23 protein-coding genes are annotated in these 19,267 nt (G+C 62.3%); 19 read left to right on the top strand and 4 right to left on the bottom strand.

Features of this window, described 5'->3' with window-relative positions:
- A partial coding sequence (locus tag BMW49_RS22265) for a transposase (protein WP_139205698.1) occupies nucleotides 1–299 on the bottom strand: 299 nt, incomplete at its 3' end.
- A 188-nt stretch (nucleotides 300–487) separates the two neighbouring features.
- Between BMW49_RS22265 and BMW49_RS22260 the strand changes: the two genes are divergently transcribed.
- From BMW49_RS22260 to BMW49_RS22190, 16 genes are all read left to right on the top strand, one after another.
- On the top strand, nucleotides 488–2,479 hold the full coding sequence (locus tag BMW49_RS22260) for a conjugal transfer protein TraG (RefSeq protein WP_069522112.1): 1,992 nt from the start codon (nucleotides 488–490) through the stop codon (nucleotides 2,477–2,479).
- Complete coding sequence (locus BMW49_RS22255; protein ID WP_069522116.1) at nucleotides 2,476–2,910, top strand: CopG family transcriptional regulator; 435 nt, start codon at nucleotides 2,476–2,478, stop codon at nucleotides 2,908–2,910. Before BMW49_RS22260 ends, BMW49_RS22255 begins: the two co-directional genes overlap by 4 nt.
- Nucleotides 2,907–3,914, top strand: coding sequence for a P-type conjugative transfer ATPase TrbB (trbB, locus tag BMW49_RS22250; RefSeq protein ID WP_069522118.1), 1,008 nt, complete (start codon nucleotides 2,907–2,909; stop codon nucleotides 3,912–3,914). Before BMW49_RS22255 ends, trbB begins: the two co-directional genes overlap by 4 nt.
- On the top strand, nucleotides 3,911–4,252 hold the full coding sequence (locus tag BMW49_RS22245; protein ID WP_069522120.1) for a TrbC/VirB2 family type IV secretion system protein: 342 nt from the start codon (nucleotides 3,911–3,913) through the stop codon (nucleotides 4,250–4,252). Before trbB ends, BMW49_RS22245 begins: the two co-directional genes overlap by 4 nt.
- Complete coding sequence (locus tag BMW49_RS22240) at nucleotides 4,249–4,521, top strand: VirB3 family type IV secretion system protein (protein WP_069522122.1); 273 nt, start codon at nucleotides 4,249–4,251, stop codon at nucleotides 4,519–4,521. Before BMW49_RS22245 ends, BMW49_RS22240 begins: the two co-directional genes overlap by 4 nt.
- 11 nt (nucleotides 4,522–4,532) lie before the next feature.
- Nucleotides 4,533–6,962 carry a conjugal transfer protein TrbE gene (gene trbE, locus BMW49_RS22235; RefSeq protein ID WP_069522124.1) on the top strand — a complete coding sequence of 810 codons (2,430 nt, stop codon included), beginning with the start codon at nucleotides 4,533–4,535 and terminating at the stop codon, nucleotides 6,960–6,962.
- On the top strand, nucleotides 6,959–7,693 hold the full coding sequence (trbJ, locus tag BMW49_RS22230) for a P-type conjugative transfer protein TrbJ (RefSeq protein ID WP_069522126.1): 735 nt from the start codon (nucleotides 6,959–6,961) through the stop codon (nucleotides 7,691–7,693). The genes trbE and trbJ overlap by 4 nt, the downstream gene beginning before the upstream one ends.
- A 12-nt stretch (nucleotides 7,694–7,705) precedes the next feature.
- On the top strand, nucleotides 7,706–7,891 hold the full coding sequence (locus BMW49_RS22225; RefSeq protein WP_069522128.1) for a hypothetical protein: 186 nt from the start codon (nucleotides 7,706–7,708) through the stop codon (nucleotides 7,889–7,891).
- A complete protein-coding gene (gene trbL / locus BMW49_RS22220) occupies nucleotides 7,888–9,048 on the top strand; it encodes a P-type conjugative transfer protein TrbL (RefSeq protein WP_069522130.1) in 1,161 nt (386 codons plus the stop codon). Before BMW49_RS22225 ends, trbL begins: the two co-directional genes overlap by 4 nt.
- 12 nt (nucleotides 9,049–9,060) lie before the next feature.
- Nucleotides 9,061–9,768 (top strand): conjugal transfer protein TrbF, encoded by a 708-nt coding sequence (trbF, locus tag BMW49_RS22215; protein WP_069522132.1) that lies wholly within the window; start codon nucleotides 9,061–9,063, stop codon nucleotides 9,766–9,768.
- Complete coding sequence (gene trbG, locus BMW49_RS22210) at nucleotides 9,765–10,751, top strand: P-type conjugative transfer protein TrbG (RefSeq protein ID WP_069522134.1); 987 nt, start codon at nucleotides 9,765–9,767, stop codon at nucleotides 10,749–10,751. The genes trbF and trbG overlap by 4 nt, the downstream gene beginning before the upstream one ends.
- A gap of 2 nt (nucleotides 10,752–10,753) precedes the next feature.
- Nucleotides 10,754–12,019 (top strand): TraB/TrbI/VirB10 family type IV secretion system protein, encoded by a 1,266-nt coding sequence (locus BMW49_RS22205; RefSeq protein WP_069522136.1) that lies wholly within the window; start codon nucleotides 10,754–10,756, stop codon nucleotides 12,017–12,019.
- Nucleotides 12,016–12,234 carry a DUF2274 domain-containing protein gene (locus BMW49_RS22200; protein WP_069522142.1) on the top strand — a complete coding sequence of 73 codons (219 nt, stop codon included), beginning with the start codon at nucleotides 12,016–12,018 and terminating at the stop codon, nucleotides 12,232–12,234. The genes BMW49_RS22205 and BMW49_RS22200 overlap by 4 nt, the downstream gene beginning before the upstream one ends.
- A gap of 275 nt (nucleotides 12,235–12,509) precedes the next feature.
- Nucleotides 12,510–13,253, top strand: coding sequence for a zeta toxin family protein (locus tag BMW49_RS22195; RefSeq protein WP_244168393.1), 744 nt, complete (start codon nucleotides 12,510–12,512; stop codon nucleotides 13,251–13,253).
- A gap of 1 nt (nucleotide 13,254) precedes the next feature.
- Entirely contained in the window at nucleotides 13,255–13,413 is a 159-nt protein-coding gene (locus BMW49_RS24860) for a hypothetical protein (protein ID WP_167362831.1), read from the top strand.
- 35 nt (nucleotides 13,414–13,448) lie between these two features.
- A complete protein-coding gene (locus tag BMW49_RS22190) occupies nucleotides 13,449–13,736 on the top strand; it encodes a HigA family addiction module antitoxin (RefSeq protein ID WP_069522144.1) in 288 nt (95 codons plus the stop codon).
- 162 nt (nucleotides 13,737–13,898) lie between these two features.
- On the opposite strand, the gene BMW49_RS22185 is transcribed toward BMW49_RS22190, so the two are convergent.
- Both BMW49_RS22185 and BMW49_RS22180 read right to left on the bottom strand, forming a co-directional pair.
- A complete protein-coding gene (locus BMW49_RS22185; RefSeq protein ID WP_069522146.1) occupies nucleotides 13,899–15,095 on the bottom strand; it encodes a type II toxin-antitoxin system HipA family toxin in 1,197 nt (398 codons plus the stop codon).
- Nucleotides 15,095–15,346 carry a helix-turn-helix domain-containing protein gene (locus BMW49_RS22180; protein WP_069522148.1) on the bottom strand — a complete coding sequence of 84 codons (252 nt, stop codon included), beginning with the start codon at nucleotides 15,344–15,346 and terminating at the stop codon, nucleotides 15,095–15,097. Before BMW49_RS22180 ends, BMW49_RS22185 begins: the two co-directional genes overlap by 1 nt.
- Before the next feature lie 375 nt (nucleotides 15,347–15,721).
- On the opposite strand from BMW49_RS22180, the gene BMW49_RS22175 reads away from it, so the two are divergent.
- A complete protein-coding gene (locus BMW49_RS22175) occupies nucleotides 15,722–16,006 on the top strand; it encodes a pyocin activator PrtN family protein (RefSeq protein ID WP_069522149.1) in 285 nt (94 codons plus the stop codon).
- Here the strand turns inward: BMW49_RS22175 and BMW49_RS22170 are convergent.
- Nucleotides 15,972–17,123, bottom strand: coding sequence for a site-specific integrase (locus BMW49_RS22170; RefSeq protein WP_069522181.1), 1,152 nt, complete (start codon nucleotides 17,121–17,123; stop codon nucleotides 15,972–15,974). The genes BMW49_RS22175 and BMW49_RS22170 overlap by 35 nt on opposite strands.
- 116 nt (nucleotides 17,124–17,239) lie before the next feature.
- Here BMW49_RS22170 and dusA point away from each other — a divergent pair, with 116 nt between their 5' ends.
- Nucleotides 17,240–18,250, top strand: coding sequence for a tRNA dihydrouridine(20/20a) synthase DusA (gene dusA / locus BMW49_RS22165; RefSeq protein WP_083251851.1), 1,011 nt, complete (start codon nucleotides 17,240–17,242; stop codon nucleotides 18,248–18,250).
- A gap of 81 nt (nucleotides 18,251–18,331) precedes the next feature.
- Nucleotides 18,332–19,258 carry a transaldolase gene (tal, locus tag BMW49_RS22160; RefSeq protein ID WP_069522154.1) on the top strand — a complete coding sequence of 309 codons (927 nt, stop codon included), beginning with the start codon at nucleotides 18,332–18,334 and terminating at the stop codon, nucleotides 19,256–19,258.
- Nucleotides 19,259–19,267 lie beyond the last annotated feature (9 nt).

Genomic DNA, 19,267 nt, shown 5'->3' with positions numbered 1-19,267 from the left:
CAGCTGGATGCTTTTGCGAAGTACGCCGTCGCTTTTCCCAGGATATCTCGCTCCATCTTGACCCGTGCCAGCTCGGCACGCAGACGGCTTATTTCCATCTGCTCGGCACTCACAGGCTTGCTGTCGACCCCCGTGAGCTTGCCTTGCCGATGGGCTTTGACCCAGTTGAATAGGGTCTGATCGGACATGCCCAGAGAACGGGCTGCCGCAGCCAGAGTCAGGCCGGTTTCGACCAGGCGCACGGCCTCCTGCTTGAACTCTAGGGTGTACTTAACGCGGTCTGTTTTAGGCTTAGTCATTACGTATCCTTGCGGCTAATAGGACGCCTGGCAAGGGATACGTTTTTCAGGGGCAAGGTCAGAACTGTTACCGCCCCGCTCTCAAACCTCACCGAATCGGTCTTTGACCCCTTCCTTCCCATTACCGAACCTCTCGCCCGCGGCACATCGGTGTGCCGTGTGCTTTGTCTGGGAGGTTGGGTTCAGGGATGCAAGCGACAACGGTACTGTACGGCCATGTGCTGGTGGTATTGGCCATTACCCTTTCCGGGGTTTGGAGTTCCACGCAGTGGACGGCTGCCGCGCTCGGCTATCAGGCTCGCCTAGGAGCGCCCTGGTTCGAGTTGCTGGGTACGCCGGTGTATCACCCCTGGCGTCTGTTCGAATGGTGGTTCGTCTTCGATGCTTACGCCCCGGACATCTTCAATGTCGGCGGCAGCATCGCCGCTTGCAGCAGCGTACTGGCCTTGGTGGTGGCCATCGGAATGGCGATCTGGCGGGCGCGCCAGGCACGCCGTGTCACCACCTACGGGTCGGCGCGCTGGGCCGACGCGGATGAGGTTCGCAAGGCTGGCCTGACCCAGCCTGCGGGTGTGTTCCTCGGCCAATTCGACGACCAGTATCTGCGCCACGAAGGCCCTGAGCATGTGCTGACCTTCGCGCCGACGCGCTCGGGCAAAGGCGTCGGTCTGGTGGTCCCCACCCTGCTCTCCTGGCCTGCCTCGGCGGTCATCCACGACATCAAGGGCGAGAACTGGAGCCTGACCGCAGGCTGGCGCTCGCGCTTCTCCCACTGTCTGCTGTTCAACCCCACCGACCTGGCTTCGGCCGCCTACAACCCGCTGCTGGAAGTGCGTCGCGGCGCCCATGAGGTGCGCGACGTGCAGAACATCGCCGATATCCTGGTCGATCCGGAGGGCGCGCTGGAGCGGCGCAACCACTGGGAGAAGACCAGCCATGCGCTGCTGGTCGGCGCCATCTTGCATGTGCTCTACGCCGGACAGGACAAGAGCTTGCGCGGCGTCGCCAACTTCCTCTCCGACCCGGCCTGCACCTTCGAGCTGACCCTGCACCGAATGATGACCACGCCGCATCTGGGCGATGCGCCCCATCCGGTGGTGGCATCAGCCGCGCGGGAAGTGCTGAACAAGAGCGACAACGAGCGCTCGGGCGTGCTGTCCACGGCCATGTCGTTCCTCGGTCTGTACCGCGACCCGACCGTGGCCGAGGTCACCTCGCGCTGCGACTGGCGCATCGCCGACCTGATCTCCGCCGAGCATCCTGTGTCGTTGTACCTGGTGGTGCCGCCTTCGGATATCAGCCGTACCAAGCCGCTGATCCGCCTGATCCTCAACCAAGTCGGCCGACGCCTGACCGAGTCGCTCGACGGCTCTGACGGTATCGAGCGCCGACACAAGCTGCTGCTGATGCTCGATGAGTTTCCGGCGCTGGGACGACTGGATTTCTTCGAGACAGCGTTGGCCTTCATGGCCGGCTACGGGCTGCGCGCCTTCCTCATCTCGCAGTCGCTGAACCAGATCGACAAGGCCTACGGCCAGAACCACTCGATCCTCGACAACTGCCACGTGCGAGTGACCTTCGCCACCAACGACGAGCGTACCGCCAAGCGCATTTCCGAGACCCTGGGCACTGCCACTGAGCTGCGCGCGCAGCGCAACTACGCCGGCCATCGCTTGGCGCCCTGGCTCGGCCATCTGATGGTTTCGCGCCAGGAAACCGCCCGTCCGTTGCTGACTCCGGGCGAAGTGATGCAACTGCCCAGCGACGAGGCCGTGGTGATGCTCTCCGGCCTGGCGCCGATCCGCGCGAAGAAGCTGCGCTACTTCACCGACACCAACTTCCAGAGCCGCGTCCTGCCGGCACCACGCTTGCAGCCGGGCCGCTATGCCGACGCTCCGGCGCCGCACCCGGACGACTGGAGCGACCTGGCCGTGCCTGTGGCCGTTGCCGCTTCGCCGGCCGACCTGAGCGATGACGAGACCGTCGAGGACGGCGGCCCACGTCGTCAGCCGGAGTTGGCGGAGCTCGCCCAGTTGCCAGATCACGACGAGCTGGTAAACGACCTGTTTCTGCTCGACGAAGACGACGTTCTCGCCCCCTTCCCCACCCAGCCGGATCCGCGACTGCAGCGCGCGGCGCGGCTGGCCGCCCTCGACCCTGACGATGGAATAGCACTATGAGCCGAGCCCGCCTCAACCTGTTTATCCAACCCGAACATGCCAAGCGCCTGAACGAACTGGCGATCACCAAGGGTGTGTCGAAGTCCTCGATCATCGCGGCGGCACTGGCCTCCTGGCTGTCGCCCGAGTCCGGCGAGCAGCGCGAGGTGGCCATCGCCAAGCGCCTGGACCGGCTTTCACGCCAGTTCGAGCGGCTGGAGCGCGACCAGAACATCCTGATCGAGACCGTGGCGCTGTACGTGCGCTACTACCTCACGGTCAGCACGCCAGTGCCCGAAGCGCATCAGGAGGCCGCCCGCGCGCAAGGCAAGCTGCGTTTCAGCCAGTTCGTCGAGCAACTGGGGCGTCACCTGCAGCGCGGACGCAGCCTGGTCAGAGACGTGCACGAAGAGGTCCAGGCAGAGGCTCGGGTATCGGGAGAGCGTCCATGACTGTTGCCTCTTCCCCAGTGCTGAGCGCAGCGGCAACTTCCCTGGATCGCCGCACGCGCATGCTGCGAACAGCGATGGGGCCGCTGATCGCTGCCGCTCTGGATGATCCTGACGTGGTCGAGGTGATGCTCAACCCCGACGGCGTGCTCTGGCTGGATCGCCTGTCTTCTGGCCGCGTCCATCTGGGCACGCTAGCAGCTGCCGACGGTGAACGGATCATCCGCCTGGTGGCAGCGCATGTCGGCCAGGAGGTACATCGCAGCAAGCCGCTGCTGAGCGCCGAGTTGCCGGAAACAGGTGAGCGCTTCGAGGGCGTGCTGCCGCCCGTGGTAGCCGGGCCGGCCTTCGCACTGCGCAAGCGCGCCGCCGGTGTCATCCCGCTTCAGCAGTACGTCGCCGACGGCATCCTCAGCGCCATACAGGCCGAGTACCTGCGCGTGGCTGTAGCTGAGCGGCAAAACATCCTGGTAGCCGGCGGCACCAGCAGCGGCAAGACCACCCTGGCCAATGCACTGCTCGCCGAGGTGGCCGGCAGCGGCGACCGCGTGCTGGTACTGGAGGACACCGTCGAGTTGCAGTGCTCAGCCCTCGACCACGTCGCCCTGCGTACCAAGCCTGGTGTGGTCTCCATGGCTGACCTCGTACGCAGCACGCTGCGCCTACGCCCCGACCGTGTGGTGGTCGGCGAGGTGCGCGGCGGCGAGGCGCTGGACCTGATCAAGGCCTGGGGCACAGGCCATCCCGGCGGTATAGCCACCGTTCATGCCGGCTCCGCACAGAGCGCGCTGCTGCGCCTGGAGCAACTGATCTTGGAAGTTGCCCTGGCCGCACCAAGGGCCTTGATCGCCGAGGCGGTCAACCTGGTGGTGTTTCTCGCCGGACGTGGCCGCACGCGCTATGTCCAGCAGATCGCCCGCGTCATCGGCCATGACGAGCGCGGCTACCAACTCACCTCCATCGACACCCTACTTTGCTCCTCTTCTGCCTCAGGAACTCAGCCATGACTGTCCTTCAGCTTTCCGATTCTTATCGTCACCGCGTCGTGAGTGCGTTGATGCTCGGTGCCGCCTGCCTGGGCACGTCTCTTCCCGTACTCGCTGCAGGTTCCGGCATGCCCTGGGAAGGCCCGCTGCAATCGATCCTCGACTCGGTGCAGGGCCCGGTGGCGCGCATCATCGCGGTGATCATCATCATTACCACTGGCCTGGCGCTGGCCTTCGGCGACACCAGCGGGGGCTTTCGCAAGTTAATCCAAATCGTCTTCGGCCTGTCGATCGCCTTCGCCGCGTCCTCGTTCTTCCTCAGTTTCTTCAGCTTTGCCGGCGGGGCGGTGATCGCATGAACAGCGAGCGAGAACTCATCCCTGGCTTCGAGGTGCCGCTGCACCGTTCACTGGCCGAGCCGATTCTGCTCGGTGGCGCACCACGCAACGTGGCGATCCTCAACGGCACTCTGGCAGCTGTGGTCGGCCTGGGCCTGCAGCTGTGGCTGCCAGGCCTGGCACTCTGGCTGGTCGGTCATTCGCTGGCGGTTTGGGGCGCCCGCATGGATCCGCAATTCCTGCAGGTGTTTGCCCGGCATATCAAGCAGCCTTCGCTGCTGGATGTGTGAGGAGCGCCGCCATGCTGAACCTCACCGAATACCAACGCCGCCCCGCCCAACTCGCCGACTGGCTACCCTGGGCCGGTTTGGTCGCGCCCGGCGTCGTGTTGAATAAAGACGGATCTTTCCAGCGCAGCTTGCGCTTTCGCGGGCCAGACCTGGACAGCGCGAACCAAGGCGAGCTGGTGGCCACCTCGGCGCGCCTGAACAATGCTTTGCGTCGCCTCGGATCGGGCTGGGCGCTGTTTATCGAGGCCGAGCGCCTGGCGGCAGCCGACTACCCTGACAGCGCCTTTCCCGAGCCATTGTCTTGGCTGGTGGACGAGGAGCGCCGCGCAGCCTTCGAGGCACACGGCAGCCACTTCGAGAGCAGTTATCACCTGACGCTGCTGTACCTGCCGCCGGAGGAGTCGCGCTCGCGCGCGGCCGGCCTGCTCTACGAGCACCGGGCGCAGCGCGGCGTCGACTGGCGCGAACGCCTGGCTGCCTTTGTCGCCGAGACGGATCGTTTCTTCGATCTACTGGACGGGGTGATGCCAGAGCTCGCTTGGCTCGACGACAGCGAGACGCTGACTTACCTGCATGCCACGGTCTCGCCACACCGCCAGTGGCTGGCCGTGCCCGAGGTGCCCTTCCACCTCGATGCCCTACTGGCCGACAGTCCGCTGACCACCGGCCTAGCGCCGCGTCTAGGTGAGCAGCATCTGCGCGTGCTGTCGGTACGTGGCTTCCCCACCTCGACCTGGCCAGGCGTGCTGGACGATCTCAACCGACTGGGCTTCGCCTATCGCTGGTCGACCCGTTTCATCTGCCTGGACAAGGACGAAGCAGAGAAGGAATTGGTGCGCCTACGCCGGCAGTGGTTCGCCAAGCGCAAAGGCGTCCTGGCGCTGCTGCGCGAGGCGATCTTCCAGCAGGAAAGCCCACTGCTCGACAGCGACGCGGCGAACAAGGCCAGCGACGCCGACGCGGCGCTGCAGGAACTTGGCGCTGACCAGGTCGCCTTCGGCTACGTGACCGCCGCCGTGACGGTGAGCGATGCCGACGCCCAGGTCGCCGACGAGAAGCTGCGCCGGGTCGAGCGGGTGATCCAGAGCCGCGGCTTCGTCACCATCGCCGAGAGCCTCAACGCGGTAGAAGGCTGGCTGTCGTCGATCCCCGGCAACGCCTACGCCAACGTCCGCCAGCCGCTGACTTCCACGCTCAACCTGGCGCACCTGATGCCAGTCTCGGCAGTCTGGGCTGGCCCGGCACGCAACGACCATCTTGATGGCCCGCCATTGGTGATCACCCGCACCGATGGCGCAACACCGTTTCGCCTGGTCACCCACATTGGCGATGTCGGCCACACCCTAGTGGCTGGCCCCACGGGCATGGGCAAATCGGTGTTGCTGGCGACGCTGGCCCTGCAGTTTCGGCGCTACCCGGGCTCGCGCCTGTTTCTCTTCGATATGGGGCGTTCGCTGCGCGCAACGGTGCTGGGCCTGGGTGGCGAGCACTACGACCTCGGTGGCGACAGCGACCTGGCCTTCCAGCCACTCGCGCGCATTGATCAGCCAGGATACCGAACATGGGCTGCAGAATGGCTGGAAGCGCGCCTGCTAAAGGAAGGCGTGGCCATCGGCCCCGAACAGAAGGCCTCCCTGTGGACGGCGCTCGACAGCCTGGCCGGCGCGCCGGAGGCGCAGCGCACGCTGACCGGTTTGTCCGTGCTACTGCAGGACAACGCCCTGCGCCAGGCACTGCAGCCCTACGTGCTGGGCGGTGCTCATGGCGCATTACTGGACGCCGATCAGGATCGGCTGGGCAGCGCCGACGTGCAGTGCTTCGAGATGGAGGAACTGATGCACAGCAAGGCTGCGGTGGCTGCAGTGCTGAGATACCTGTTCGCCCGCTTCGAGGAACGCTTCGACGGCGCACCGACCCTGCTGATCCTCGACGAGGCGTGGCTGTTTCTCGACGATCCGCTGTTCGCCGCACGCATCCGCCAGTGGCTCAAGACCCTGCGCAAGAAGAACGTCAGCGTCGTCTTCGCCACCCAGTCGCTGGCCGACATCAAGGATTCCAGTATCGCTGCGGCGATCATCGAAAGCTGCGCCAGCCGCATCTTCCTGCCCAACCCGCAAGCCGGCGAGCCACAGATCCGCGGCATCTACCAAGGCTTCGGCCTTAACGACCGGCAGATTGAGATCATCGCCCAGGCCACGCCCAAGCGTGATTACTACTACCAATCGCGCCTGGGCAACCGCCTGTTCGACCTCGACCTGGGGCCGGTGGCGCTGGCCTTCGCCGCCTCGGCCAGCCCGGCCGAGCAGCGCGAGATCGACCAGATCCTGCAGGCGTCCGGCTTCACCGATTTCGCCCCTACCTGGTTGCGTCACCGTGGCCTGGACTGGGCTGCCGACCTGCTCACCACTTACCCCACCTCACGCAAGGAGTGCCTTCCATGAGATCCCCCGCCCTCCGTTCCCACTGCGCCACGCTGTTGGTGATTGGCTTGCTGGCCGTAAAGCCGGCCAGCGCCTTCACCGTAATTGATCCGACCAACCTGGTGCAGAACACCCTGACTGCGGTGCGCACCCTGGAGATGGCAAACAATCAGGTTCGCCAGTTGCAGAACGAGACCCAGATGCTGCTGAACCAGGCCCGTCACCTGCAGCGCCTGGATTACAACGTGGTCAACCAGTTGCGCGCGAGCCTGGCCAATACCGAGCGCCTGCTCGCCGAGGCGCGAGGGCTTGCCTACGAAGTGCAGCGCCTGGATCAGGAATTCAGCCGTCTCTACCCGAACGAGTACACCGGCAACGTCAGCAGCCAGCGTCTAGCAGAAGAAGCCCGCGAGCGCTGGCAGCAGGGCCTCGATGGGCTGCATACGGCGCTGCGTGTACAAGCTCAGGTGACGCAGAACCTGACCGAAGATGAAAGCGCCTTGGCTGCGCTGGTGCAGCAGAGCCAGTCGGCGGGTGGCGCTTTGCAGGCTGCCCAGGCCACCAACCAGTTGCTGGCCCTGCAGGCCAAGCAGTCGATCCAGGCGCAGCAGTTGCAGATCACCCAGAACCGCGCCGTCGCCTTGGAGCTTGCCCGTCAGTCTGCGGCGGCCGAGGAGGCACGGGAACGGCGGCGACGCTTTATGGGCAGCGGTACGCCCTACACCCCCTACCCCGTGCAGTTCTATCGGTAGGGAGGCGCTTTCATGAGACTCCTGATAGTGCTGCCGCTGCTGGTGCTGGCCGCCTGCGGACAGGCTGACAACGGCGTCATGGCTCGGCAAGACGATGCGACTGAGCGCTTCTACTCCGGCTGCGCCCGCCCCGGCGAGTTTCTCCGCCCTGCTGACCTGCCCGCCATACCGCCAAGTTTCGACGAGGACGTGCAATGAACGACGTCAGCGTGATCGACCGTTTCCTCGATGTGTTCGGGCTGTATATCGACACCGGCTTCGGCCTGCTCGGCGGTGAGGTGGCCTTTCTCACCATGACGCTGGTGGTGATCGACATGACCCTGGCTGGACTGCTCTGGGCCATGGGCGGTGAGGACGTCAGCGCCAAGCTGATCCGCAAGACGCTTTACGTCGGCGTCTTCGCGTTCATCATCGGCAACTTCAACGTGCTGGCCAAGATCGTCTTCAACTCCTTCGCCGGGTTGGGTCTGCTGGCCTCAGGTTCTGCGCTGAGTCATGCGGAGCTTCTTCAACCGGGGCAGTTGGCTGCGATTGGCGTTGATGCCGGTGGACCGCTCCTTGAGCAGATCAGCAGCCTCAGCGGTTTTCCCAAGGTCTTCGGCAACCTCGACAGCATCCTGGTGCTGTTTCTGGCCTGGCTGGTGGTGATCGTCAGTTTCTTCTTTCTGGCCATTCAGCTGTTCGTGACCTTGGTCGAGTTCAAGCTGACCACCCTCGCAGGCTTCGTGCTTGTGCCCTTTGCGCTGTGGAACAAGACCGCCTTTCTCGCCGAGAAAGTGCTGGGCAATGTGGTCGCGTCCGGCATCAAGGTGCTGGTGCTGGCGGTGATCGTTGGCATTGGCAGCGGGCTGTTCGCCGAGTTCCAGGCCTTGCCGGACGAGCCCTCCATTGATCATGCACTGGTGGTCATGCTCGCCTCGCTAGCCTTGCTCGGTCTGGGCATCTTCGGCCCGGGTATTGCCACGGGCTTGGTCTCCGGCGCACCGCAACTGGGTGCTGGTGCAGCAGCCGGTACCGCGCTCGGCGCAGCAGGCATGGCAGCAGGTGCTGCTGCAGTAGCTACAGGTGTCGGCGGCGCGGTATTGGCCGGCGCACGCATGGCACCTGGTGCGGCGCGCTTGGCGATGGGCGGCGCTCGCTCTCTGGCAGGAGCCTCTTCCGGCGCTGCAGCAGATGGCGCCCCCGCCGCTTCCGATCCTGCAACTGCTCCAGCCAAACAGCCCGACTGGGCCACGCGCCTGCAGCGCAGGCAACAACTCTCACAGGCCACCAGCACGGTCGCCCACACCCTTCGTGGTGGTGATGGTGGTGGTTCATCCCCCGGGCCGCAGATCCGCGACCCATCGAATTCGTAAAGGAGGACGAGGATGCGATTCAGACGTCCGCGGGTGCGTTACAGCGATACCCCACAACCTGCCACCCCTTATCAGGCAGCAGAACAGGCCTGGGATCTGCGCATGGGCAGCAGCCTGGCGCAGGCACGCAATTGGCGGCTGATGGCCTTCGGTTGCCTGAGCCTGGCGCTAATGATGGCTGGCGGGCTGATCTGGCGTTCGTCGCAATCGACGGTGACGCCCTATGTGGTGGAGGTCGACAACCTCGGTCAGGTACGCACCGTCGGCGAAGCCGCCAGCCCCTACCAGCCCCAGGATGCGCAAATCGCTCGTCACCTGGCGCGCTTTATCGAGCAGGTGCGCTCGCTATCAATCGATCCGGTGGTAGTCCGGGAAAACTGGCTGGAGGCCTATCACTCCACCACTGACCGGGGCGCAGCCACCCTCAATGATTATGCACGCGCCAACGATCCCTTCACCCGGGTCGGCAAGGAGTCGGTATCGGTTGAGGTCACCAGCGTGGTGCGTGCCAGCGACAGCTCGTTCCAGGTGCGCTGGATCGAACGCCGTTTTGTGAATGGTGCGGCAGCCGGTCTGGAGCGCTGGACAGCGGTCATCTCGCTGGTACTGCAGCCTCCGCGCACCGAGGAAAAACTGCGCCGCAACCCGCTCGGCATCTACGTCAACGGCCTGTCCTGGAGCCGTGAGCTGGACACTACGGAAGGAGCCAAGAAACCATGAAAACCTCTCTGAACCTTTCTATCTGCCCTCTGCTGCTGATTATGCTGGCCGGCTGCGCCAGTCAGCAGCCACCGGTGATCGCTCTGGACGAACCGGTCGAGGCGCAGCGTCTGCCGGAGCCGCCCAAGCCCATTGAGGTGGTGGAAGTCCCCAAGCCCCTGGCCCTGCCCGCGCAGCTCAAGCCGCTGCCGGAAACTCAATCCAGCAAGCCAGCCAAGGAGCCGGCCGATGAGCGCGTGCGGGTCTCGCGCGCCAATCGCGAGGCTCGGGTCGCGCCGAGCCGCGAGGGCTACATCAACGCCATCCAGGTCTGGCCTTTCTCTGATGGCGCGCTGTATCAGGTGTACGCCAGCCCGGGGCGGGTCACGACGATCAACCTGCAGCCCGCTGAGGAGCTGATCACCGTGGCCGCCGGCGATACGGTGCGCTGGATCCTCGGCGACACCACCAGCGGCAGCGGTGACGAGCTACGCACCAGTGTGCTGATCAAACCGACGCGCGTCGACCTCAAGACCAACCTGGTGATCACCACCACGCGCCGCACCTACCTGATCGAGCTGAGCTCCACCGAACACGCCTGGATGGCGTCGGTGTCCTGGGACTATCCCAAGGACCGCATGCTCGCCCTGCAACGCCGCGCCGGCGCAGCCCAGGCCGCGGCACCGGTGGATGTTGGCCTGACGCTGGAGCAGCTGCGCTTTCGCTATGCGATCAGCGGCAGCAATCCACCCTGGAAGCCGCTTCGCGCCTTCGACGACGGCCGCAAGGTGTATATCCAGTTCCCCGCCGGAATCGCCCAGGGCGAGTTGCCGCCGTTGTTCGTGATCGGTCCGGAAGGCGATGGGCAGTTGGTCAACTACCGCTTCCGCTCGCCCTACTACATCGTCGACCGTCTGTTCGGCGCGGCCGAATTGCGCCTGGGTGCCGACAAGGGCGACGTGGTGCGAATCGAGCGCACCGACGGCGTGGTACGGAGGCCCTGAACATGACGGCCAAGAACGACAACCAAACCTCAGAAACCTCGCTACCGCCCAAGGAAGCGCCGGAGTCGCTGGAGCTGCGCGCCAAGCCGCGCCCGGTCACTCGCCTCAATCCCCGCATGCTGGCGGCAGTGGTCGGCGGCCTATCGGCTGCGGTGCTAGGCGCCATGCTGTGGTCGCTGCAGCCGCAACAGCGCCGCCAAGGCGCCGAGCCGAACGAGCTGTACAACGTCGACCGAGTGGCGCGCTCCGAGGGGCTGGAGCAGTTGCCGGCAGACTACTCGCAGTTACCACCTCCCCTGGATCCCGAGGTGCCTCAACTGGGCCCGCCGCTGCCCGGTGACCTGGGCGGGCCGATCCTCAGGGCCGAGCAGCAGGCGCAGGGTTATGGGCATGAGCCAGATACCGCCGAAGCAGAGCGCCTGGCCCGGCTCAAGGAAGCCGAGGAAGCCGCGTTGTCCTCGGTGTTTTTCCAGACTGGCAGCGCGAGGAAGTCGAGCGCCGCATCCACTGGAGCTGCTCATATTGACCCCATGGCCTTGGGTACGACCTCACCAGGCACTTTAGGCGGAACATCAGGAACACCAACCCAGCAGGAACGGAACGAGGCGTTTCTCAGTAAATCCGTAAATGCACAAATCCGTAATTCCGGATTGCTACAGATGCCTGATTCGCCTTACCAGGTCATGGCCGGCACCGTCATCGCGGCGGCACTGGTCACTGGTATCAAGTCGTATCTGCCCGGCGACGTGATCGCCAGTGTGACCGAGCCAGTCTACGACAGCGCCACCGGTGAGCACGTGCTGATCCCCCAGGGCGCGCGCCTGCTAGGCCGCTACAACAGCCAGTTGAGCTACGGGCAAAGCCGCGTGCAGGTGGTGTGGCAGCGACTGATCTTGCCGGACACCTCGTCCTTCCAGCTCGACAATCTGGTCGGTACCGATGCTGCCGGCTACGCCGGCCTCGAGGATCGCGTCGACTGGCACTGGGATCGGATTGTCGCCGGCGCGGCCATGACCAGCCTGCTGGGTATTGGCGCCGAACTCGCGGCACCGGCCAATCGCACCGATGGCGACCGCATCATCATCGCCGGGCGCGACAGTTTGCAGGACACCGTGAACCAGGTCGGCCAAGAAGTCACCCGGCGCAACCTCGATATCCAGCCCACGCTGACCCAGCGTCCGGGCCTACCCCTGCGCGTGATCGTCAATCGCGACCTGGTGTTGCGCCCCTACCAGCCTTTCTCCACTCAACAGAGGAACCTGCCATGAGTACGCCCAAGCTGCGCCTCGGCCCGCTGCCGAAAACCGAGAACCTGAAGCTGACCTTCACCTGCCCCGCCAGCCTAAAGGCCGACCTTGAACGCTATGCGGCAGTGCATGCGCAAGCGTATGGAGAAGAAGTCGATGCCGTGACGCTAATCCCGCACATGCTGGAAACGTTCATGGCGAGGGATCGGGCGTTCAAAAGAGCCTCCACGGGCTGAGCACACGGACAACGCGCCACTCGACCACCAGTGGGACGTTAAAACCATTCGGGGTAGGCATGCACCGTCATACGTGAATATCTGGTATCTGCAACTAGTTAAACCGTAGAAGTGGGTCGGGCTGGAGGTTTATCGCTGATTGCCTGTATGCCATTCAGGGGGCGCAATTTCCCCGAGTCTCGCCTGGTTTATCTGCTGCAAAACGTGCCCCGCTCCCCGCATAATGCAGCCATTGTAGACCCGACCTCGTCGCCAGAAAGGAATCGACGTACCCCATGTTTGACATCAGGATGAGCATGACGGATCAGGAAAAGCAGCTAGAGGTCGAGGCCCTGGCGTTTGCTAAGGCAAACAAGAAAGCCATCGCCAAGCGCCTGACCGATCCGGCCATTTTTCTGCCGGAGGATGACCCGGTATCGGTGTTTATGGCCGGTTCGCCGGGCGCGGGCAAGACAGAAACCTCCATTGAGCTACTCGAGCTGTACCAACAGAATGGCAACCGGGTGCTGCGGATTGACCCGGATGAACTGCGCAATGAGCTGCCAGGCTATACCGGCGACAACTCCTGGCTTTTCCAGCGTGCGATTTCCATTCTCGTGGAAAAGATTCACGACCTGGCGCTGAAACAGAAGCAGAGCTTTTTGCTGGATGGCACCTTGTCGAACTATGAGGTGGCGGAAAAAAATCTGCAGCGTTCCCTGGATAAACTGCGTTTTGTACAGATACTGTACGTGTATCAGGAGCCGCAGTTCGCGTGGGATTTTGTCCGCGCTCGCGAGGCGGCTGAAGGGCGGCGTATCAGGCCTGAGCATTTCATCCAGCAGTACTTTGCCGCCCGTGACGTAGTCAACCGTTTGAAGCGGCAATTCGGCAAGGCCATCCGGGTCGATCTGTTACAGAAGGACAATGACGGATCACACCGTTCATACCATGCGAACATCGACCAAATTGACAACTATGTGGCCGAAAAATATGATCGTGCGTCCATAGAGCGGATGCTCAACTTGAGCGAGGCCTAAAATGTTCGGTATCACTAAAGCAAAGACTGTTCCCTCGACCCCCTTTGCTGATTTCATTCGTAACGCCTCTTCTGGCGAGAAGAAGCGTGTGTATGAGCAGGTGCTGAAAAAAGCCACCGAGCGTCAAAATCGCGTGTTGGCAGAGGCTGCCAGCAAGTAGCTCAGCGTCTTCCTGACTTCTATCCGCCATTATTAATGGGCATATTCAACCCGCCGCATCCTGGTGAAACCCTGCTTGAGGACGTGCTTCCTGAAGTGGGCATCAGCATTGCCGAGCTTGCCCGCCGCCTTGGCTTTGGGCAGAAATTCTTGTCTCGCGTTCTGCATGGCCATGCCCCGATCAGCCCAGATTTAGCCCTTCGTCTGGAGTTGGCCGGCATCGGCAAAGCTCGGACCTGGCTTGGCGTGCAAACCGACTATGACCTGTGGCAAGCCAGGTATCGCGAACAGCCGCACATCGAACGCTTTGCAGCGATTGCTTAGTGCCGTATGAAGGGCGACGACTGGGTACTCGAAGAAGCGAAACACATAAGAGCGCTGTCTCTACCAGTACGACCGGCTTGAAGCCGACCTTGAGCGGTATGCGATATTGCGCTCAAAAATCTGGGGCGAAAGCCCTCATATATCGGGGCCTTAACTGCCGTTCTAGCCAAAGGTTTTCATAAACGGCTCAGCACAATGTCTGATTGCCGAGACCACATGCGGTGCCTGGTCACCCAGTTCAGTTGAGCGTGCCAGCACACGTTCCAACGCGCTCAACTGCCCGCGGATTACTTCTTCTGGCCGCACCACATCACAGACTTGGGCGAAGTCCAGCAGCCCTTGGCGCGATGCGAAGAGTGATTTGTTGCCCACAAGATCCAGCGCCAGTACGTCCTCTGGAATGTAGGCTGTTGTGTTGACGATATCGTAGGCAGGTGCAAGCCGTGCATCGCGCTGGGTAGGGTCGGAATACAGCAGCCCGAAGTTCTTCAGGTGGGCGTCACCGTTACCTAAGATGCAACTCAGGGTCACAATAGCGAATAGTTGAGCTAGCGAGCCTTGCACGTGCTCAGGCGCGCAGAACAGGCGAATGGCCTTGGCGATGGCTGAATAGCTCTTGCTGTACTTCTGCTCCGCAGCCAGCCCCATCAATGCCGCCATGTCCTCGAAGCCGATGGGATTGAGTTGTTCATCCCTGTCGAAACGGCGCATGACGAACAGCTTGGCATTGTCGGAGAGGTAGAACTCCGGCACAGCAATTCCCACCTCCTTTGCCACGGACATGCAAAGGAACTCGTTGATCGCCAGCCCCGGAAACTCATCGCGGCCGCTCTTGATGATCAGGTCAGAGGTTTTCGAGGTGAAGCGTTGTGGCGCTGAGTCCTGATGCTCTGGTACCAGCACCTTAGGCTGAACGCCCGATATACCAGCACGTAGGATGTAGCGATCCACCAACCCGGCAAAAATATCTTCTGCACCGTCCCAGGCAAGAATTTCTTCCAATTTTTCCCCGGGAAACTGCTGCCTGCGTAACAATGCATCGACCTCAGGCGAACTGACCGCCACACGCCCGATAGGCGAACTGCTGCCAGACAGCGCCAAGAGCAACATCGGGTCAACGTTCGCCACCTTGGCCAGACGGTTGCGCAGTTGCTCCAGGACGTAGCCTTCCGGCAGGTTCATCTGGAATATGGGGTGCAGTTCCCTACGGCGGTATTCGTCTAGTCGCACCGGCATGAGCAAACTGATCGCTGCCTGCGCTTTGGCGTCCTCGTGGTAGCGGAACAGGTAGTCTGTGTCGCCGGTAAAAATCTTCCCACTGTCCCCCTCAGGCGTTGCAACCTGCAGAACGGCCTTCATCAATCGAATACTCCATGGATTTCGTCCAGAGTGGGCATGGCTGCAGGCACCACGTTGAGTTCAGCGTCGAGGGCGGCCAGCACTCGCGCATAGGCAATAATCCCCACCGAGAGGTCACCCTTCTCGATCGCGATAACCTTTTGCCGGGTGATGCCCGCCAGAGAAGCGAGCGCGGCCTGCGTGAGCCCGCGATTCAGACGGCGCAGCCGAAGCTGCTCGCCAAGTCGCAGTGTGATGAGGGAATAGTCCATGTTCTGTATACGAGACAATTTATGGTCCATGTAACGTATACCGAACCATCGAAGAAATCAAAGCGAATGGCCTGATAAGTCCAAGAAAGGTCGCTGTCGCCAAACCCTGCGAGCAGCCAGCGACAGGATGCTCTGGAACATTGTTACAGGCGCTCCTGAGGCCTCTTTTTATCGCAGCAACGCCCGTAGCGCGTCCAGCTCCCCAGCAGGCCCACGCGCTTTGCTGAGCCGTTGGCGCCGCTTGAACCAAGGGCGCCGACGCCGCCCAAGGCACTACAACCCGCTCCCCCGCGCCCATCTGCGACTTAGCTTGTTTGCCATCAGACCAAACGCCAATAGGCTGGCCCCTCTGGAATAGTGCAAAGGCATGGAGCAATGAAGACACTTTTTTTACTGATGGCTCAGTACAACGGGCAAGCAATAATCCCACTTGATCGAGTTTGTCAGGACTACTTTTCACATCTCAGTCCCGAGATGTTCCTGCGCAAAGCTCTGAGCGGAGCGCTTAAGATCCCCATTGTGCGCATAGAACCGAGCCAGAAGTCCGCCAAGGGAGTGCACCTTGAGGATCTAGCCGCTTATCTTGATTCTCAACGCGCAGAAGCAATCAGAGAGCGGGATCAACTCAGTGGCGACCTCCGCGCCTGGAAAGGCCGCTGAGAGTACGGTCTCCGAACTTCACACATGAAGCCAATAACGTCGAGAGCCACTCCCAGTCCACATAGGGGTCGCCGCGCCCATTCAGATGGGTATAGCGCCGCAATGAGTTCCAATCCCTGTGACCGGAAACGCTTGCCACACGAGGGATATCCCACCCCATCTCGAATAACCGACTGACACCGTCGTGCCTAAGGTCGTGGAAATGCAAATCCTTGATGCCGGCGCGCTCACAAGCTCGCGCCCACGCCGCGGACACTGACTCACTGTTATATGGAAATATTTCGTCGCACACACGCGGCATGCTTTTCACAATTGACCAGGCTTCATCCGGCAGATAGCACCACACGTTGTTGCCGATCTTGTCGCCCGGATTTTTCATATCACGAACCATAACCATCTGCCGTGACTCATCCAAGTCATCCCATCGGATACGGCAAATCTCATCCTGTCGACGCGTTGAAAAAATCGCAAAACCTGAAACCTTCAACATATTGATGGAGGTAGGCCGGCTCATCAGGACTTTCTGGAACTCCATGAAAATCACGTCGAGTTCCTTAAGCGAAGGCCGGCGGTCTCGCTCACGACTTTTCAGCTTGTAACCCAGCTTGGCTAGCACTTTTCGCGCATCTGCCATTGCATGCGGATCGACATCGCAGCCCCAAGCAGGGCGCGCGATGGAAAGCACAGCGCCGAGATGAGCAAGATCATTACCAGCTGTCTGCGGCTGAACCTCACCCCCCTCGGGGCTCATACGCCATAGAGCGTAATCAACCAGTACTTGAGCAGTAACACGGCGATCTTCGCACTCGCCCAAATAGCTCTTGGCGATTGCCTCAAGCGTCGCCTTCTTTGTCTTACCCATCGGTCGCGCCTTGCCGTATTCATCAAGGTAAGTCTCAATCATGGAAGCAATAGTTGAACTAGAGCGATTTGCCCGTTCGATGGCTCCGGGCTCACTCAGCTCTGTCTCCCGTCGCTTAGCCCAAGCCTGCGCGGCCTGTTTGCGGGAGAATGTCTGGCTCTCTTGGTAGACTTGCGCTCCGCTCTTCTTGATCCGGATTTGTACAGTGTAGCGGAGCGAGCCATCAGCGCTCTTTCGGGCTCGAATGGTTGCCACGGCGGTCTGTCCTCCCGGCTGGTGGTACAAGAATTTTTCAGGTGGTACATTTTACCACCCACTTGGGAATAATGCCTGGAAACCTCCGAAAACACGTTGAGAACACAACACACAAGATGCCTTTAGAATCAGCCTCAAACCCAGTGCTCACGCCATCCGTAGCCTCCCGCCGCTTCTCCGTAGCGCCGATGATGGATTGGACAGATCGCCATTGCCGCTACTTCATGCGCCTGTTGTCGCGCAATGCCCTGCTCTATACCGAGATGGTCACCACCGGCGCACTGCTGCACGGCGATCGGGAGCGTTTTCTGCGTCATGACGTGGCCGAGTACCCGCTGGCCCTGCAACTGGGCGGCAGCGTTCCGGATGAATTGGCGGCTTGTGCGCGCTTGGCTGAAGAGGCCGGTTATCAAGAGGTCAACCTGAACGTCGGCTGCCCCAGCGACCGGGTGCAGAACAACATGATCGGCGCCTGTCTGATGGCCCATCCGGGGCGCGTTGCCGAGTGCGTCAAGGCGATGCAGGACGCCGTGAGTATCCCGGTGACGGTCAAGCACCGCATTGGCATCAATGGTCGGGACAGCTACGCCGAGCTGTGCGACTTCGTCGGTCAGGTCAGCGCCGCAGGCTGCCGCAGTTTTACCGTGCATGCACGCATCGCCATCCTTGAAGGCCTGTCGCCCAAGGAGAATCGCGAAGTACCGCCGCTGCGCTACGACGTCGCCGCGCAGCTGAAACAGGACTTTCCCGCACTGGAGATCATCCTCAATGGCGGCATCAAGACCCTCGAAGAATGCCAGCGGCATCTGCAGACCTTCGATGGCGTGATGCTCGGCCGTGAGGCCTATCACAACCCCTACCTGCTGGCCCAGGTCGATACGCAGCTGTTCGGCGAGCACGGCGCGGTGCTCAGCCGACTGGATGCCATGCAGGCAATGCGCCCCTATATCGAGGCGCACCTGGCCGATGGCGGCAGCCTGCACCACATCACCCGGCACATGCTTGGCCTGGCGCAGGGCTTCAAGGGCGCGCGGCGTTTTCGCCAACTGCTGTCGGTGGACATCCACAAAACCGACAACCCGCTGGACCTGTTCGATCAGGCGGCGCAGCTGCTGCAGGGCCACTGAAACCAGCAGCACCCGGCCAGCAGTTGAGCGCGCCCGGCCCCTGGGTTATGGTCAGGCGATCCGTAACGACAAGGGCCTGTCATGACTTCCAAGCTGGACCAACTCAAGCAGTTCACCACCGTGGTCGCCGACACCGGTGACTTCGACGCCATTGCCCGGCTCAAGCCGGTCGATGCCACCACCAACCCGTCTCTGCTGCTCAAGGCTGCAGCCCTGCCGCTGTACCGTGAGCACCTGCAGCGTGCCATCGACGCCGGCAAGGGCGACCTGGACCTGGCCAGCGATCATTTTGGCGTGGCCGTGGGCCAAGCCATTCTCGACGTGATTCCGGGGCGCATCTCCACCGAGGTCGATGCCCGCCTGTCGTTCGACACCGCGGCCACGCTGCGCCGTGCCGAGCGTCTGGTCGAGCTGTATGACCAGGCTGGCGTCGGTCGCGAGCGCATCCTGATCAAGATCGCCTCAACCTGGGAAGGCATCCGCGCCGCCGAGCAACTAGAGAAAGCCGGCGTGCAGACCAACCTGACCCTGCTGTTCTCCTTCGCCCAGGCACGCGCCTGCGCCGATGCCGGGGCCTTTCTGATTTCGCCGTTCGTCGGGCGTATTTACGACTGGTACAAGAAGGCCGAAGGCCGCGACTACGTGGGCGCCGAGGACCCCGGCGTGCAGTCGGTCACGCGCATCTACAACTACTACAAGGCCCACGGCCACAAAACCGTGGTGATGGGGGCGAGCTTTCGCAACATCAGCCAGATCGAACAGCTTGCTGGCTGCGACCGCCTGACCATCAGCCCCGACCTGCTGCAGCAATTGGCCGATGATGACTCCGCCCTGCAGCGCGTGCTGGATGCTCAGGTGGCCGGCAATGCCGAGGCCGCCCTGCCCGAGTCGCGCTTTCGCTGGGACATGAACGAAGACGCCATGGCCACCGAGAAGCTGGCCGAAGGCATCCGCCAATTCGCCCGTGACCAGGAAAAGCTCGAGAAACTGTTAGCCACGCAAGCCTGATACGCAAAC

This window comes from Pseudomonas cuatrocienegasensis, from assembly GCF_900110925.1.
Taxonomy (GTDB): domain Bacteria; phylum Pseudomonadota; class Gammaproteobacteria; order Pseudomonadales; family Pseudomonadaceae; genus Aquipseudomonas; species Aquipseudomonas cuatrocienegasensis.
This window is presented reverse-complemented; position numbering and strand designations above follow the sequence as displayed.